Annotated in this window: 12 protein-coding genes; 1 reads left to right on the forward strand and 11 read right to left on the reverse strand. The window is 59.0% G+C overall.

The window, feature by feature from the left end:
- Positions 1-3: 3 nt before the first annotated feature.
- On the reverse strand, positions 4-1,077 hold the full coding sequence (locus ABIE63_RS01200) for a patatin-like phospholipase family protein (RefSeq protein ID WP_354502072.1): 1,074 nt from the start codon (positions 1,075-1,077) through the stop codon (positions 4-6).
- 114 nt (positions 1,078-1,191) lie between these two features.
- Between ABIE63_RS01200 and ABIE63_RS01205 the strand changes: the two genes are divergently transcribed.
- On the forward strand, positions 1,192-1,983 hold the full coding sequence (locus tag ABIE63_RS01205) for an enoyl-CoA hydratase-related protein (protein ID WP_354502075.1): 792 nt from the start codon (positions 1,192-1,194) through the stop codon (positions 1,981-1,983).
- Positions 1,984-2,070: 87 nt separating this feature from the next.
- Here the strand turns inward: ABIE63_RS01205 and rpmG are convergent, their stop codons facing one another.
- From rpmG to ABIE63_RS01255, 10 genes are all read right to left on the reverse strand, one after another.
- Positions 2,071-2,238 (reverse strand): 50S ribosomal protein L33, encoded by a 168-nt coding sequence (rpmG, locus tag ABIE63_RS01210; protein ID WP_354502078.1) that lies wholly within the window; start codon positions 2,236-2,238, stop codon positions 2,071-2,073.
- Positions 2,239-2,331: 93 nt separating this feature from the next.
- Positions 2,332-2,904 carry an NUDIX hydrolase gene (locus tag ABIE63_RS01215; protein WP_354502081.1) on the reverse strand — a complete coding sequence of 191 codons (573 nt, stop codon included), beginning with the start codon at positions 2,902-2,904 and terminating at the stop codon, positions 2,332-2,334.
- Between the two features lie 8 nt (positions 2,905-2,912).
- A complete protein-coding gene (locus ABIE63_RS01220; protein ID WP_354502084.1) occupies positions 2,913-4,592 on the reverse strand; it encodes a S41 family peptidase in 1,680 nt (559 codons plus the stop codon).
- 63 nt (positions 4,593-4,655) lie between these two features.
- Positions 4,656-6,980 (reverse strand): ribonuclease R, encoded by a 2,325-nt coding sequence (rnr, locus tag ABIE63_RS01225; protein ID WP_354502087.1) that lies wholly within the window; start codon positions 6,978-6,980, stop codon positions 4,656-4,658.
- A 115-nt stretch (positions 6,981-7,095) separates the two neighbouring features.
- Positions 7,096-9,717 carry a type I DNA topoisomerase gene (gene topA, locus ABIE63_RS01230; protein ID WP_354502090.1) on the reverse strand — a complete coding sequence of 874 codons (2,622 nt, stop codon included), beginning with the start codon at positions 9,715-9,717 and terminating at the stop codon, positions 7,096-7,098.
- 72 nt (positions 9,718-9,789) lie between these two features.
- Complete coding sequence (dprA, locus tag ABIE63_RS01235) at positions 9,790-10,911, reverse strand: DNA-processing protein DprA (protein ID WP_354502093.1); 1,122 nt, start codon at positions 10,909-10,911, stop codon at positions 9,790-9,792.
- Positions 10,912-10,973: 62 nt separating this feature from the next.
- On the reverse strand, positions 10,974-11,591 hold the full coding sequence (plsY, locus tag ABIE63_RS01240) for a glycerol-3-phosphate 1-O-acyltransferase PlsY (protein ID WP_354502096.1): 618 nt from the start codon (positions 11,589-11,591) through the stop codon (positions 10,974-10,976).
- Positions 11,592-12,899 carry a dihydroorotase gene (gene pyrC / locus ABIE63_RS01245; protein ID WP_354502099.1) on the reverse strand — a complete coding sequence of 436 codons (1,308 nt, stop codon included), beginning with the start codon at positions 12,897-12,899 and terminating at the stop codon, positions 11,592-11,594.
- Positions 12,896-13,885, reverse strand: coding sequence for an aspartate carbamoyltransferase catalytic subunit (locus ABIE63_RS01250; RefSeq protein ID WP_183415409.1), 990 nt, complete (start codon positions 13,883-13,885; stop codon positions 12,896-12,898). The genes pyrC and ABIE63_RS01250 overlap by 4 nt, the downstream gene beginning before the upstream one ends.
- 166 nt (positions 13,886-14,051) lie before the next feature.
- Positions 14,052-14,720, reverse strand: a complete 669-nt coding sequence (locus ABIE63_RS01255; protein ID WP_354502102.1) for a hypothetical protein — start codon at positions 14,718-14,720, stop codon at positions 14,052-14,054.
- Positions 14,721-14,745 lie beyond the last annotated feature (25 nt).

Below are 14,745 nucleotides of genomic sequence, written 5' to 3' on the forward strand. Positions count from 1 at the left end.
CACTCAAAGGTAGGAAGTTTCCAGGTCCACGGTATCGCGCATACCCAGGGCTTCGAAATTTTGCGCCAACCAATCATCGGTCCGTGCCCTACCAAGTTCAAACAGACGGTGCAGGAAACCCCAGTCTGCGTTCAGCTTTGAGGAGGTCCCCAATTCACGCATGAAGTCCTCGGCGTCGATGACATGCATCAGCATCCGCTTGAGTTTACCGCCATCATCGAAACCCTTGTCCACCAGTTCGCTGACGAACTGAACGGCGCGCATCTCACGCATCAACCCCGCATTGAATGTAATTGTGTTCAAACGGTCGATGATCGCCTGGGCCGTGGTCGGCGTCTCCTCGATGTTTATGGGATTGATCTGCACCAATAAAACGTCACGGCAGTCGCTGCCATAGATTAGCGGATAGATAGCCGGGTTACCCATGTACCCGCCATCCCAATAGGCTTCGCCATCGATTTCAACGGCGCGGTGTATATAGGGTAGGCAGGCAGAAGCCAGGATCGCATCCACCGACATCTCCGCCAGGTCGAAGATCTTAATCCGTCCACGGCGCACATTGGTGGCGCTCACGAAGAGCTTGACCGCCGCGCATTCCTTCAGCACGTCGAAGTCGATTTCCGACGAAAGGACGGCACGCAAGGGATTGATATCCAAGCTATTGAATTCATAAGGAGAAAAAAGGCGGCTCATGTACTCAAGAGCCCGGTAACCGGGCGAATAGTCCATCCGTCCCAATCCCATCATGCGATCGAGCATCGTCGGCTGCAGCGGTGACAGGGCAGAAAGAACGGAGGCCTGCCGCCAAACACTGGACAATACCTCCCGGGCTTTCTCGCGGCCGCCCACCGCAAGACCGTAAGCCATGGCGGCGCCATTGACGGCGCCTGCGCTGGTCCCGGTAACGGCATCGATGGCAATTCGGTCATCTTCCAGCAGGCGGTCCAACACGCCCCAGGTAAAGGCGCCATGGGCGCCGCCGCCCTGGAGCGCCAGGTTGACGGTCTTGACCTGCGGACCCTGGGGCCAAACGTCTTGGCGGCCCAGTGAGCAGGCAGCAGCAGTATTACCAGTCATCCTGATTCCTTTGTGTTGGTCGTCGGCTCGGCATTTTCCTAAGATAAGCGCCAAGAGCAAGCCTTTTGCTGCGTTGCAGCAGTAATCGTTAAAATAAGGGAATATCCTTGGAACATGGCACACGACAGCGAGAACGGCATTTTAGTTCGGCGAAATCTCCATAGCGCCACTATCTATTTCAACAATCCCGGGCGGATGAATGCCCTGTCGCTTGAAATGTGGCGGCAGTTGGGAAGCCAGCTTGGCGCTTTGTCCACCGACCCGGACCTTCGATGCATCGTACTACGGGGGACAGGCGGCAAGGCCTTCGCATCCGGCGCGGACATCTCGGAGTTTCCAAATGTTCGGGCCAACGCCGATCAGGCCAAGTCCTACGCAGAGAACATGAAGCCCGCGCTGGATCATCTCCACCATTGTCCCCTACCGACGCTGTCGGTGATCGAAGGTGTTTGCGTTGGCGGCGGCCTGGAGCTTGCTGCGCTTTGCGATCTGAGAATCTGTAATGAGAGCGCCCGTTTCGGCATCCCCATCAATCGCATTGGCCATGTTCTTCCCTACCCCGCGACAGCCGCCTTGGTCGAGTTGATCGGCCGTTCGAACACTTTGGAGATTCTTTTGGAGGGGCGTGTGTTCGGGGCCGAGGAGGCCAAAGCCATGGGCCTCGTGAACCGGGTCGTGCCGGACGACGCTATCGAGGATGAGGCGTCAAAAATGATCGATCGTATTGCCGCGGGCGCACCCATTGCCGCCCGACTCCACAAGAAGATGGCGGCACGTGTGCTTTCCCCAACACCCATCACGCAAGCCGATATCGATGAAGCTTTTTCGGCCTGTGACAGCGACGATTACCGGGAAGGCGTCGCCGCCTTCATCGAAAAACGGCGACCGGTCTTTAACGGAAAATAGGCACGAAAAAGCCGCCGGACCCGAGAGGTTTCGGCGGCTGGTTCGTCTGCGGCCACGGCTCCCAAACGGAAGCGAGGCCGCGCCAAATCACTTCATCTTTGATTCCTTGAAGACGACATGCTTGCGCACACGCGGATCGTACTTGCGCATCTCGAACTTCTCGGTCGAGTTCCGGGGGTTCTTCTTCTTGACGTAGAAGTACCCAGTATCGGCGGTGCTGACCATCTTGATCAGCTGAATATTCGACTTCGCCATAATTAACGTCCTTCGCCTGAAAGCGGTGTCCTGATATCCCGAAGGCCCGGAAGATAACGTTTGGCGCGGCAAAGTCAACGCCCGAGCGTCGTATCAGCCGAGTTCTTCTTTACGGGTGATCTCATAGTATGCGGTATCGGGATCGTGCCAAACGGCCAGCGCCTGTTTCATGACCACTTCGGTGACTCGCGGTAAGGGAAGGTGCCGCAACGCCGTCAAGGAGTGCCAGCGCAAATCTTCGAGTTCGCCATCACCCGCAAGTTTGCCGGAAAAGTGCGCGCCATCGCCCAGAAAAAATCGTGTGTCGTACCGACGCGGATTTCCGGGCGGCGTAATCGCCCGTGCAATAAGCCGCAGCGATCTCGCCTTGGCCCTTTGCATGACCAACCCGGTCTCCTCGGACAACTCGCGCAGGGCTGCACGTGCCAATGCGGGTAGAATCGCACTCGTGGCGGCGTCCACTTCGGCAGGCGCTTGGACAACGGACGCTAGACTGTCGTCCAAGTGGTCCTCTTCCTCCAGACGCCCTCCGGGAAAGACATAGACCCCGGGCATGAAGACCATCCGACGATGCCGCCTGCCAAGAAGCACCTCCGGCCCTTCGATAGTCTCGCGCAGCAGGATCAACCCGGCTGCGTGTTGCGGGATGGATGGGGTAGGCGCCATTTCGGTAATCACTGTGTCTGAGTATGAGCCGAGAGGGTCCGAGATTCCTCAAACCTTGCCAGCGTGTTCACATTGCGGCCCAACGCACGGGTATAGAGGTCGGGATTGCGTAACAGTTCTTGGGCCAGTTCGACATCCCGGTCCAGTTCGGCTTCAGATTTTGGGCAACGGCTTTGCAAGCGTTCCGCTTCGGCTTCGGTAACCGGCGGTTGGTCAATCACCTCGGCGATCGAAGGAATGACCCTGGGCAAGGTAACCGCTTGGCTTTTGCGTAGCTCATCAAGCGACACTTCCGGCAAACTGGTACAGACGTCCGGCTGGACGCCACGTAGGTGCAGGGCGTATCCAGAGGGTGCATGGAACCGCGCCCAAGTCAGGGTGATTTCCCCGCCGTTTGGCAGGCGCAAGACGGTCTGCACAGACCCCTTTCCGTAAGAGCTGCTGCCGACGACAACGGCACGGCCACTGTCCTGCAGAGCAGCGGCAACGATCTCCGAGGCCGAAGCCGAGCCGCCATTAATCAAAACAACGATCGGCAAGCCTTCCGCCACGTCGTCTTCATAACCCTGGAAGAGTTGGTGGCTGTCGGGATGCCGGCCGTGTGTCGAAACAATGCGTCCCTCGCCAACGAACAGGTCGCTAACGTTGACTGCCTGATCCAACAGACCCCCGGGATTTCCGCGCAGATCGAGGACCAACCCCCGAACCGATCCCTCAGCCCGCGCCAAGGTATCCTCCACTTTGGTCTCCAGGCTACGGGTCGTGCTCTGATTGAAGCCGGTCACACGCACAATCGCGATACCGTCCTCGGTATGGGCTGTAACGGTCTGCGGCACGACATGGGCGCGGATTACCTTTATTGGAAACGGCCGGAAACCCTTGCGGTCGATAGTGACAACCACTTCGCTGCCAATTGGCCCGCGCAGGCGCTCGACGACCTCTTGCTGATCCAGAGTGCTGGCCGGCACGCTGCCGATATGCGTAATGATATCGTTATCCAGCAACCCCGCGCGCTCTGCAGGTGTTTGTTCCATAACCTGCAAGATCTCAACGCCCGTTTCGATCATGCGGATACGAACGCCAATACCGCCGAAACCGTCGCGCGAGGCTTGATTGTCGCGGGCCTCATCGCGACTGGAATAACGCGAGAATCGATCGAGTTGTCCGGCCATGCCATCGAACACCGCTTCGTAAAGCTGCTCTGCGGTCGCTTCTTGAAGTTTGGGAGAACGCCTGCGCCCATCGGCCAGCGCCAAAGCCGTCAAAGCCGCCCAACCGTCGACATCATCCTGGGGCGGTCTATCGAAAAGAGCGGCATCACTGCTGCCCAATAGCAATGCGACCTGGTGTTCGCGCAGTTCCACGCGCACAGCTGCATCAATCTTTTCGAGATTCTCAAGGCCCGCCATCGTCAGGCCCTGGGCGTCCTTGGGTTCGATATAAATGTCGTGAATGTCTTGGAGACCCGTTCGAAACAACTGTGTGGCGGAGGATTCTTCATAGGTGTCATAGGCGCTGGGTACCGCACCGGCGCAGGCCATGAGGAAGATTGCCGCAGGCATCAACAGGAAAGACCGGAGCCCCGATTTACGCGGCGTGGCCGTTACCTGCCTCACGATCCCTGCACCTATCATTCGATTCTGACCCCTTCCGGACAGGATGATCCGGTCCTTACTGGAGATCGTCAACTTTAGTGGCTCCAGCCAAGGGCTTCCAGCCCAATTCTACTATTACAACTTGAAACGCGACCTTCAAGTTCGCCTTTTGCCCGTCTTTTTGGCATCGCGGCTCTTTTTCCTTGTCCCACTGCGTTTCTTTTCAGATGCAGAGCGCCCACCTTTGGAGGAAGGGCGCGTGGGGCGCTGCTGGCGTACATTTCGGTCCGGCAGTGGGCGAAAATCCGATTCCTTTGGCTCCTCGCCCTCGATCATCTGCATGACGATCCCGCCGGTGATAGGATTGACCTCGACCAGCCTGACGGACACCGTTTCGCCGAGCCGGAACTCCCTGCCCCAGCGCCGGCCGATCAACGCATGCGCCGTCTCGACATGGTCATAATAGTCCTGCGGTAAACTGGAAATCGGAACCAGGCCGTCCGCACCACTGTCCCGCAGTGTCACAAACAGTCCAAACCGCGTCACGCCATTGATACGACCCTCGAAAATTTCGCCGACCCGTTCCGACAGGAAGGCCGCCGTAAACCGATCGATCGCTTCGCGCTCTGCTGCTGCGGCGCGGCGTTCGGTACGGGAAATATGATCGGCGATGTCATCGAAGCGCGCCTCTTGATCCTGATCCAATCCATCCTCCCCAAGCTTCAATCCGCGTATCAGGGCGCGGTGAACCAATAGATCGGAATAGCGTCGGATCGGCGAGGTGAAATGGGCGTAGCGGGTCAGTGAAAGCCCAAAGTGGCCCAAATTCGTCGCCCCGTAGTAAGCTTGGCTTTGGCAACGCAGTACCAACTCGTTGACCATCTGGTCATAGGCCGTTCCTTGAACGTCACCGAGCAGGCGGTTGAAAGTGGCCGGACGTATCACCTGCCCCTTGGCAAGGCGCAAGCCAATACTGTCGAGAAACTCCCGCAAGGCCTCTACCTTGGCGGGGTCGGGCCCTTCGTGAACCCGGTACATACAGGGTTGCCGCTTCTCTTCGAGCGTAATCGCGGCGGCAACATTGGCCGAAATCATGAACTCTTCGATCAAACGATGACTGTCCAATCGAGCGCGCGGCTCAATGGCTTTAACCTTGCCGGCCTCGTCCAGCAGGACGCGGCGCTCTGGAAGGTCGAGGTCAAGGGTTCCTCTGCTTTCACGTTCAGCCAGCAAAGAGGAAAAGGCGCCGTATAGCGGCTTTATGACCGGCTCCAGCAAAGGGGCCGTGACCTCGTCAGGCGCACCATCAACCGCCGCTTGCACCTGCTCATAGGTTAGGCGTGCGGCCGAACGCATGATGCCCCGCAAGAAGCGATGGCGAAGTCGCCTGCCGTCCTTGTCGAGCCACATCTCGCAGACCAAGCAGCCCCGTTCCTCATCCGGGCGCAACGAACACCAGCCATTGGAGAGCGCCTCCGGCAGCATCGGCACCACACGGTCGGGAAAATAAACCGAGTTCCCCCGCTCCTCAGCAGTACGGTCCAACGCCTTTCCGGCACGGACGTAGTGGGCGACGTCGGCGATAGCGACGAGGATATGCCAACCGCCGGGATTTTTCGGGTCCGCGTCAGCTTCCGCCCAGACTGCGTCGTCGAAATCACGTGCATCGGCACCGTCGATGGTAACCAGGGGTACAGATCGCAAATCCGTGCGGCCTTTCACGGTCACAGGCCCAGCGGCTTCGGCATCTGCGATGGCCTCATCGGGAAACGCGACGGGAATCTCATGCTCGTGAATCGAGATCAGGCTGACCGCCTGCGGTCCGGTCACATCGCCCAGCCGTTCGATCACGCGCACTTCCTGCGCGCCCATCGGTCGGCGCCTTGGCTTGATTTCAGCCAAGACAAGCTCACCCGCCACTGCACCAGCCGCATCTTCCGGCTTCAACCGGTAATCGCCTTTGGCGCGTTTGCTGGTTGGATTGAGCTTTCCTTCGCGACCGGTGGGGTCGTAGATGCCCAGTATCTGATCCTGCTTGCCGCTCCCAACGACCCGCATGATTCGGGCTTCGTAGGTATTCGGCTCAACAAGCTTGAGGCGGGCGAGCGCCCGATCCCCTCGACCCAGCGCAGCACGGCTGCGCTTTTCCGGCACCACAAAAATTTTCGGCACCGGGCCGTCACCACGCCAGCGGTGCGGCTCAGCCAACAGCTCTCCATCGCTGTCGGTTCCGATAATCTCAATGACGGTAATCTCTGGAAGCCCTTCCGGACGGGTGAGGCGTCGCCCGTCGCCCTTTTCAACGACGCCGTCGGCCTCCAACTCGCGCAGCAATGCCTTGAGACGGGGCCGATCCTCGCCCTTGATATGGAAAGCGCGTGCGATCTCCCGCTTCCCAATGGGTCGCGGGCTCTCAACGATGTAGCGCCGCAACTCGTCCTTCGTCGGAAAAGGGGGCTGCACTTTCTGTTTTTTCGTCAAAAGATCGTCTTTCCAACCGCCGGCACTTGAACAAACGCACATTCCGGGCGCAACTCCGGCCGGGCGCAACTCCGGTTTCCCTCACACCCTAGCCGACCGACCAAGTCCCGTACAATCAGCCCTTTTTGGGCCTGGCTTTGGTGGATTTTGCCTTGGTGGTCTTGGCCTTAGCGGCCTTGGACTTCGCGGGAGCGCTTTTCGACGGCTTTTTCGCGGCTTGCTTCGCTACGAGTTCAATTGCGCGGTCGAGTGTTACGGTATCCTTGTCTTCACCACGCGGCAAAGTGGCGTTCACCTTGCCGTGCTTGACATAAGGCCCGTAACGCCCGCTATGCAAGGTTACTTCGCCGCCATCGGGGTGCGTGCCCAAAGTCTTCAAGGGACCGGCAGCCGATTTTCCCTTCTGCGGAGCCTCCGCCAGGATCGTAACGGCGCGATTCAAACCGACACTCAGAATATCATCGCCGACCGGCAGCGACACGAAGCGGGGACCGTGCTTGATGTAAGGTCCGAAGCGTCCGAGTCCTGCCGTCACCATCTCGCCATCCTCAGGGTGTTTGCCGATCTCCCTGGGCAGCGACAAAAGCGCTAGCGCTTTTTCGAGATCAAGCGCGTTGACGTCCATGCCCTTTGGTAGAGACGAGCGCTTGGGCTTCTCGGCCTTCCCGCCTTCGCCAAGCTGGACGTAGAGCCCAAACGGCCCCTGGCGCAGGCTTACGGGCAACCCACTATTCGGGTCCTCGCCCAATGTGCGCGGCTGACCTGTCGCATCGCCGTTGCCATTCTCGGATTCGCTCCCCGGTACGGCCAGGGGGCGGGTGTAACGGCAATCCGGGTACTTTGAACAACCTATGAAGCCGCCGGTCTTGCCGAGCCTGAGCCCCAATCGGCCCTCGTTGCACGACGGGCAGAGGCGCGGATCGCGGTCCGGACTTTCCGCATCAATTGGAAAGAAGTGCGGCCCTAGATCTTCGTCCAAAGCATCGATCACGTCGGAAATTTTTAGATCCTTCGTTCCGCCGATTGCGGTATCGAAAGCCTCCCAAAACTCCCGCAAAACCGCTTTCCAGTCGATCCGTCCGCCAGAAATATCATCAAGCTGGTTTTCAAGGTTCGCGGTAAAGTCGTACTCGACATAGCGTTTGAAGAAGCTACTTAAAAAGGCGGTTACCAAGCGGCCCCGGTCTTCCGGCAGGAAACGTCGTTTCTCCAGGCGGACATAGTTGCGGTCCTGAAGCACCTGCAGGATCGAAGTGTAGGTGGAAGGACGACCGATCCCCAACTCCTCAAGCTTCTTGATCAAACTGGCTTCCGAATAGCGTGGCGGCGGCTGTGTGAAATGCTGCTCGGCCTCGGCTTCGACCATTTGGCAGGTTTCGCCTTGCGCCAATGCGGGCAAGCGCGCCGATCCCTCGTCATCCTGCGCGTCGTCCCGGCCCTCTTCGTACAGCTTCAAGAATCCATCGAACTGAACCACGGTGCCGTTGGCGCGCAAGAGTGCGCGCCCACCGGGTACAGCCAGATCGACAGCCGTCTGATTCAATCGGGCGCTCTCCATCTGACTTGCTAGGGTGCGCTTCCAGATTAGGTCATACAGGCGTAATTCATCGCGATCCAGGTAGCGGGACAGGAACTTGGAATTACGGCGCAGATCGGTCGGACGGATCGCTTCGTGCGCTTCCTGGGCGTTCTTCGCTTTTGTCTTGTAGACCCTCGGGCTGGAAGGCAGGTAGGCATCGCCAAAATCCGCAGCGACCACCGAGCGCGCTGCGGCGATAGCGTCTCCGGAAAGCTGCACACCGTCGGTTCTCATGTAGGTAATCAAACCCACGGTCTCACCGTCCAGCGTTATGCCTTCGTAGAGCTTCTGAGCAATGCGCATGGTATTGGATGCGCTAAGACCCAGTTTACGGGACGCTTCCTGCTGAAGCGTCGATGTCGTGAAGGGCGGCTGTGGGTGACGGCGCACCTGCTTTTGCTCGAGAGTGGTGACCTCGACCGTAGGTGCGGCACGCAGAACCGCCAGCGCGGCATCTGCTGCAACCTTGTTGGCAATGTCCAAGCGATCGAGCTTTTGTCCGTCGAGGTGAGTCAAGCGCGCCTTGAAGGTTTCGCCCTCGGCGCTCTTCAACGATGCAGCTAGGCTCCAGTATTCCTGGGCTCGGAAAACCTCAATCTCCGCCTCTCGCTCAGAGATGAGCCGCAGAGCGACGGATTGCACCCGGCCTGCCGATCGACTGCCGGGCAACTTGCGCCACAGGACCGGCGAAAGCGTGAAACCAACGAGGTAATCCAGCGCGCGCCGGGCAAGATAGGCATCGACGAGGTGGTGATCGAGATCACGAGGATTCTCAAAGGCAGCCTGCACTGCTTTTTTCGTGATCTCGTTGAACACGACGCGCTGAATCTTCACGTCCTTGAGCACCCGTCGACGTTTTAACTCCTCGGCGATGTGCCAGGAAATAGCCTCCCCTTCCCTGTCCGGGTCAGTTGCCAGATACAGCGTATCGGCGCCACGAACACGGGCCGCAATGTCTTTGAGACGCTTCTCGCCACGCCCATCGACCTGCCAAACCATCGAAAAATCCTGGGCGGGATCGACCGATCCATCCTTGGCCGGAAGATCGCGCACATGCCCATAGCTGGCCACCACATCGAAATCGCTACCGAGATAGCGGTTGATGGTTTTGGCTTTGGCCGGCGATTCGACAACAACGACGTGTTTGGAAGCAGTCATTAAATTTCTTACGTCCTGGGATCCCCGAATTTCGACAGCGACAAAAAAGCCGCCATTCGGTGTTATCCGGCGCTAGGCAATCAGACTGATGCGATTGCCGGGATGTCGTTCCAGACGTCCCGCCAATTCCAACTCCAGTAGCACCGTGGCAACAACCGACGGAGAGAATTGGCATTCGCGGAGCAGTTCGTCAACCGCCACCGGAGTAGGTGAAAGCAGGAGAAGAAGCTCGGAGCGGGCATTTTCGAGCAAAGGCTCGTCGGGTTCTGACGGTATTCCCGGCTGGAAATCGCTGCCGGTCGGCTCGGCCAAGGGTACGTCGGAAATTTTCGAAAGCACCACCAGAATATCCTCGGCGTTCTCGGTGACAACGGCTCCTTGCTTCAGTAGAGCGTTCGCCCCTCTGGCCCTCGGATCCAGCGGAGACCCTGGCACTGCGAAAACCTCGCGCCCTTGCTCAAGAGCAAAACGGGCGGTAATCAGTGAACCCGAACGGGGCGCCGCCTCGACGATTAGAACGCCAAGAGAAAGTCCGGAAACTATACGGTTTCGACGCGGAAAGTGCCGCGCCTGAGGTTCGGTGCCGAAAGGCTGCTCGGCCAGGACAACGCCGTTCTGACAAATATTTTCATAAAGTGGTCTGTTCTCCTCCGGGTAGACGATATCGACCCCGCCAGCAACGACGGCAGCGGTCCCAATGGGCAAAGCCGCTTCATGGGCCGCGGTATCTATTCCACGCGCCATTCCCGAAACAACCAGGTAGCCGGCTTCCGCCAAGCCCGCGCTCACGTCGCGGGCAAGCCTGCGGCCATTGATGGAGGCGTTGCGGGCGCCGACGACAGCAACCGCTGGACGGGCAAGCAAATGTGGATGCCCAAGAAGGGATAGAACAGGCGGCGCATCATCTATGGCAACCAAGGGCGCCGGGTAGTCCGGCTCGCAGCTACACAAGAGGCACCCTCCGAGTTTAACCAGCCTGTCGGCCTCTTTCGCGATCTCACCGCCGGTCGGCACCCGAATCGGCTTGCGACGACCGCCCCTGCGCGCCAGTTCAGGCAACCGCTCCAACGCACGGTTTGCACTACCGAATTTCTGCAAGAGTTGCTTAAAGGTGACCGGTCCGACATTCTCGCTGCGAATCAAACGCAACCATTCGAGGCGTTCTTGCTGGCTCAGGCTGCGGCGTCCTGTCATGACCAGAAGCTTTGCCCGGCAAGAAAATACAGTCAACCTTTAAGAGTATTGATAAGGCTTCTTTACTTCTTTGAGCCGATACGCGGCTCTTCACCACGCAACAGCCTTCGAATGTTCTCGTGATGACGCAAAAATGCGAGAACCGCCAGCGCGGCGGCAAACTCCACACGCTGCAAATCGCCAGTTACAAACCACATCGCGATAGGGCTGGCTGCCATTCCAAGCAGTGCGGACAGCGAGGAAATCCGGAAAAGCGCTGCGGTGGCCAACCACACGGCTGCAAAAATCAGACCTACTGGCCAGGAAACGACAAACAGCGTTCCCAGGGTCGTGGCAACCCCTTTGCCCCCCTTGAACCGCAACCAAACGGGAAAGTTGTGCCCCAGAACGGCAAAGAATCCGGCCACCAGCATTGTATCGGGACCCCAAACGGCGGCAATCAAAGCAGCCACCCCCCCCTTACCGCCATCCAGCAACAGCGTCAGAAAGGCTAAATCCTTTCGGCCCGTCCGCAAGACATTGGTAGCCCCGATGTTTCCTGAACCGATCTTACGCAGATCACCCGCCCCAAACAGCCTTGTAAGCAACACGCCGAAGGGAATGGATCCCAGCAGATAACCGCCCAGGGCCGCGGAAAAGAGGTACGGCCAGGCGAACTCCCATGAAATTGGATCGGGCATCTATTCGGCCCGAAAAATGACCCGGCCGTCGACGATGGTGCGCAGCACGCGCCCCTGGACCGGGTGGTTGTCGAAGGGTGTGTTCTTTGACTTGCTGCGGAAGCGGCTCGAGTCGATCCGCCAGGCCTCTTCCAGATCGAAGAGCAACAAATCAGCCGGCAGCCCCGCTTTCAGACGCCCCACCGGCAAACGCAGTATGTCGGCCGGACGATGAGTCAACTGCGCCAGGACACCCAACAGTGTGGCATCGCCGCGATGGACTGGTGCCAACGACAAAGCCAACAAGGTCTCCAGCCCCACAATTCCCGCCTCCGCGGCGGCAAAGGGCAGCCGTTTGGAATCCTGATCCTGTGGACAATGGTCGCTGGCGATAGCATCGATCGTGCCGTCGGCTACGGCCTCGGCGATGGCGGCCCGATCACTCTCGGCGCGCAAGGGTGGAGAGACCTTCGCAAAGGTCCTGTAGTCACCCACCCCATGCTCGTTGAGTGTAAAGTAATGCGGGGCCGTATCACAGGTCACCGGCAGACCGCGCGCTTTGGCCCGACGGATAACCGCAACGGATTCCGCAGTCGAAACATGCGCCACGTGATAGCGGCTACCGGTCATCTCAACCAAACGCAGATCACGCTCGATCATCATGACTTCGGCCAGTGGATGCTGCCCGGAAAGGCCCAAACGCGTCGCCAGTTCTCCGCTGTTCATTTGACCGCTGGCTGACAGTGACGGCTCGGCCGGGTGCTGGATGATCAACTGATCAAACGCTTTCGCATAGGCCAAGGCGCGCCGCATCACCTGGGCATCGGCCACGGCCTTCGTGCCATCGGTAAAACCCCTGGCGCCATACTCGTCCAAAAGACCGATCTCGGTGATCTCCCGGCCCTCCAGGCGGCGCGTCAGCGCCGCATAAGTAAAGACCTTGACCAGCTTTTCCTCGCGGGCGCGCCGTGCAACGAACTCAATCCCCGATACATCGTCCATTACTGGCTCGGTGTTCGGTAGCACGACCAACGACGTCACGCCGCCCGCCGCCGCCGCCAAACCGGCCGTATGGATTGTTTCCTTGTGTTCCTCTCCCGGTTCGCCCAACTGCACACGCATGTCGACCAGACCCGGCGCCAAGCAATGTCCCTTGCAGTCGAAAACCTCAATTCCCTCGGGCAGCCCGTCATTGAACAACTGTGGTCCAAAATCCTGAATGACACCCTGATCAATCAAGATCGCACCCGTTTGATCAAGACCGCTGGCGGGGTCGAGCAAGCGCGCATTGATCAAGGCCTTGCGGCCATTATCCCGCGCGCCGGTCATGTTCCAACCCCCGCTTCCGTCTCCGCATCGCGGCGCAGCACGCGGGTCAAAACATCCAGACAGGCCATGCGAACGGCGACACCCATCTCAACCTGATCCCGGATCAATGAGCGGTCGAGATCGTCGGCCAACTCGCTATCGATCTCCACACCGCGGTTCATGGGTCCCGGGTGCATCACCAGAGCGTCGGGTTTAGCGAGGCTTAGTTTCTCCTGGTCCAGTCCGTAGAAGCGGAAATACTCACGGATCGACGGGACATAGTTGCCCTGCATGCGTTCTGTCTGCAGCCGCAGCATCATGACGATATCCACACCTTGCAGGCCCGCCCGCATGTCCGTGAAGGCCTCGACCCCCAGACGTTCAACCGAGGACGGCATCAGTGTCGGCGGCGCGATAAGGCGCACGTGGGCTCCCATCACGGTCAGGAGATGTATGTTCGAGCGCGCCACCCTGCTGTGCAGAATGTCGCCGCAAATCGCGACTGTGAGACCTTCCAAGCGCCCCACCCGGCGACGGATCGTCAGAGCGTCAAGCAAGGCCTGGGTTGGATGCTCATGGGAGCCATCACCGCCGTTTATGACCGCACAGTTCACTTTCTCCGAGAGCAGTTGAACCGCCCCCGAATCGGGATGGCGCACCACCAGCACGTCAGGGCGCATGGCATTGAGCGTCATGGCCGTGTCGATCAGCGTTTCCCCCTTCTTGATCGAAGAGGTTGAGACCGACATGTTGATGACATCCGCGCCCAAGCGTTTTGCCGCCAGTTCGAAGGACGTTCGGGTTCTGGTGGAAGATTCGAAAAAAAGGTTGATCACGGTGCGGCCGGATAGCAAGTCGAGCTTCTTGCCCGGCAGGCGATTCTGCACGACGTAACGGTCCGCCAGATCCAAAAGAAACGAGATTTCATCCGAGGTCCGCTCGGCAATACCGAGGAGGTGACGCTGCGGATAGCGCGAGAAATCGAGAGAGTTGGCTTCTTCGCTCATACTGAGGGGTGGTTATCTCACCCCCGGGCGAGTCGTGCAAGCGACTCAAGCAACAATTTCGCCCGGTTCGTGTGTGCACCGCTTGCAATGGATTACACAGAGCCGCGTCAACGGCGGCGCGATTGGGTTCTCCAAAACACGCCGCCGCACAAAACCTTAACCTCGGCTACTCGGCGGGCATTTCCATCCCTTCGCCCTTGTACATGAAGCCCATGTGCTGGCGCGCCTGCTGCAGACCACCCTCCTGCCAACTGACTGACCCATCGCCGTTGGCATCCTTGCCGTCAACAACTTGAACCAGAAGCGCCTGCACGGCCTCCGCTGCGGCCTTCGCATCCGCAGCGCTGCTAGCTGCAAGACCCTTCTCCACTTCAGCCTCGGCGGCCTTGGCTGCCGCAACGGCGTTATTCAGAGCCGTGGTTACATGTTCCGAATGGACCTTCACGTTATCGGAAGCATCTCCGCTTCCCCCGGCAAAGCCCGCATGTTTACTGGCGCCCTCGGCCGCATTGATGAGGCCATAGCCCAGTCCTGGACCGGACTTCTCCATCGCTGGATCCAAGGCATGGAGGACATGGCGCAGATGCACTTGCAATGACGCCAGATCGTCCGGTGTTTTCAATGCAAGGCCGACATGCTTTTGCGCCACGTCCGCCTCGCCAAAGGCAGTTGGCAATAGTCCTTTACCCTCAGGTGTATCCTTCCAGGCTTCCATAACATGCCCCATGTGCGCATGAGCGGCGCTTCCCGCAGCCGCCACCGGCTTTGCAATGCCAATGGTTAAACCCACGCCCAAGGCCGCCAGAACGGCCAGTAACGATCGCCTCCTGATCATCATTACCTCCCAGTTGCAAAAGCTC

It is taken from the genome of Limibacillus sp. MBR-115 (assembly GCF_040549425.1).
Lineage (GTDB): Bacteria > Pseudomonadota > Alphaproteobacteria > Kiloniellales > CECT-8803 > Limibacillus > Limibacillus halophilus.

Coding starts and splice junctions, on each gene's coding strand:
- plsY (WP_354502096.1), bottom strand. CDS start 11,591: ATGCCCGATCCAATTTCATGGGAGTTCGCCTGGCCGTACCTCTTTTCC.
- pyrC (WP_354502099.1), bottom strand. CDS start 12,899: ATGACCGGCGCGCGGGATAATGGCCGCAAGGCCTTGATCAATGCGCGC.
- ABIE63_RS01205 (WP_354502075.1), top strand. CDS start 1,192: ATGGCACACGACAGCGAGAACGGCATTTTAGTTCGGCGAAATCTCCAT.
- ABIE63_RS01250 (WP_183415409.1), bottom strand. CDS start 13,885: ATGAGCGAAGAAGCCAACTCTCTCGATTTCTCGCGCTATCCGCAGCGT.
- ABIE63_RS01215 (WP_354502081.1), bottom strand. CDS start 2,904: ATGGCGCCTACCCCATCCATCCCGCAACACGCAGCCGGGTTGATCCTG.
- dprA (WP_354502093.1), bottom strand. CDS start 10,911: ATGACAGGACGCCGCAGCCTGAGCCAGCAAGAACGCCTCGAATGGTTG.
- ABIE63_RS01255 (WP_354502102.1), bottom strand. CDS start 14,720: ATGATCAGGAGGCGATCGTTACTGGCCGTTCTGGCGGCCTTGGGCGTG.
- topA (WP_354502090.1), bottom strand. CDS start 9,717: ATGACTGCTTCCAAACACGTCGTTGTTGTCGAATCGCCGGCCAAAGCC.
- rpmG (WP_354502078.1), bottom strand. CDS start 2,238: ATGGCGAAGTCGAATATTCAGCTGATCAAGATGGTCAGCACCGCCGAT.
- ABIE63_RS01200 (WP_354502072.1), bottom strand. CDS start 1,077: ATGACTGGTAATACTGCTGCTGCCTGCTCACTGGGCCGCCAAGACGTT.